This is a genomic window from Algoriphagus sp., from assembly GCF_030694375.1.
Classification (GTDB): domain Bacteria; phylum Bacteroidota; class Bacteroidia; order Cytophagales; family Cyclobacteriaceae; genus Algoriphagus.
The window spans coordinates 1-1,867 of sequence record NZ_JAUXYL010000018.1; the positions used below are offsets into that span (position 1 = coordinate 1).

The following is a 1,867-nucleotide window of genomic DNA, read 5'->3' on the forward strand; positions in this document are numbered from 1 at the left end:
AAACGTGTGTGACTTGAACAATCAGCCAACGGCTGATTGGTGCTTTAAAACAGATGAGAGTAGGTCTCTCGGTGACGATTTGCAGGAATAGTTACCAAACCGCCTTATGCTGCGAGTATTGGAAACATGCTTGTGGTGAGCGATAAGGAAAAACGGAAGCATGACTTCTGTAGGTGTGAATACAATGAGCTGAATGAAAGTGAACCAATGATGAAGCCTCGTAAGAGCAACAGACGATGTCGAAAATAGGTAGTTACGTTTGTACCTATGATAAGAGTGTGTCGGAAACCTGATTACTGGACACACGGCATCCGGGGTTAAGTTGGCAGGACATGTATTTAGGCTGTTTTAAGGAACAAGTGAACTCTATTTCGTTCTGTAAAATCGCAAGAGGAAGCAGACATCAAAGGATGTGGATGAGAAATAGGGGGCAGACTTAGTCGTAGTAGTGATGAAGTTTCTGTAATAGGAATGGAGCGAAGGGCTAGGCATGTTAAGATTCATAACAATTTACAACCGTAAAAGGGATGACAGATTACTATGAAACAAAATCACAGCCAATAACCAGAGTAATGGTTTGGCATGCATACAAGGAAGTAAAATCCCATGCTGGAAGTGGTGGAATAGATGGAATGAGTTGGGAATATTTGCAGGAAAATGCAAGTACAGAGCTCTATTTGCTATGGAATCGCCTAAGTTCAGGAAGCTACTTTCCGAAAGCGGTCAAACAAGTTGCCATACCAAAAAAAGGAGGAGGAGAACGCCTTTTGGGCATACCAACCCTTTTAGACCGTATTGCGCAACAAGTAGTGAGAAACCACTTAGAACGAATTTTAGAGCCTAAATTTCACAACAGTTCCTTTGGCTATCGACCCAATCGAGGGTGTCATCAAGCCGTTGAACAAGCCAATGCAAATTCATTTAACCACGATTTTGCCATTGACTTAGACATCAGGGGGTTCTTCGACAACATAGACCATGAGTTGCTGCTAAAGGCTGTAAAGCACTATTGTTCAGATAAGTGGGTGTTAATGTACGTGGAAAGATGGTTGAAAGCAGGAGTAGTTCAAAAAGACGGAAATTTCAGTCCGTTACTGACGGGAACGCCACAAGGGGGCGTAATTAGTCCACTTTTGGCAAACCTTTTTCTGCACATAGTTTTCGATAAATGGATGGACAAACACCATCCTGAAAAGCCATTTGAAAGGTATGCGGACGATATTGTGGTGCATTGCAAAACTGAAAGTCAAGCCAAGTTCATGCTGCGACAAATTAAGGAGCGCATGGAAATTTGTAAACTACAGCTGCATGAGACCAAGAGTAAAATCGTCAATCTAAGAGGGTTTTCAAATACAAAATACCCCAAAGGATTTGACTTTTTAGGCTTTACAATTCGTCCGAGAGCATACAAAACACAGGAGACAAGGAAAGTGAAATCCATTCCATGCATCTGTGTAAGTCAGAAGGCGAAAACGAGCATCATGGAGAAGTTCAAGGAGATGAACCTACATAAACGCAGAAAACCATTGGAACAAATTGCCAAGGAAATCAATCCAGTAATCCGTGGAATAATCAACTATTACCACCATTTTTGGAAAGACGACATGCGAATTGTATGGAATCAACTCAACGCAAGACTACTTAAATGGGTAAAATGGGAAAAGGACTTGTATAAAATGGCATCGGTAAAATATCTGAAAACAAAATACAAAGAGAAGCCCAATTTATTCGAACACTGGTTGCTGGTATATCCCTGAGAGTTTATACTTTCAATGTGATTTGATAACATGAAGAGCCGTGTGAGGTGAGAGTCTCACGCACGGTTCTGTGGGAAGGTGGGGGTGAGATTCCCCTGCCTGACCCGATT

General features: G+C 41.8%; 1 protein-coding gene. It reads left to right on the top strand.

Translation table 11 applies throughout. The features are described from left to right. Positions 1-527: 527 nt before the first annotated feature. Positions 528-1,757, top strand: a complete 1,230-nt coding sequence (gene ltrA / locus Q8M62_RS04880) for a group II intron reverse transcriptase/maturase (RefSeq protein ID WP_305668046.1) — start codon at positions 528-530, stop codon at positions 1,755-1,757. Positions 1,758-1,867: the final 110 nt, after the last annotated feature.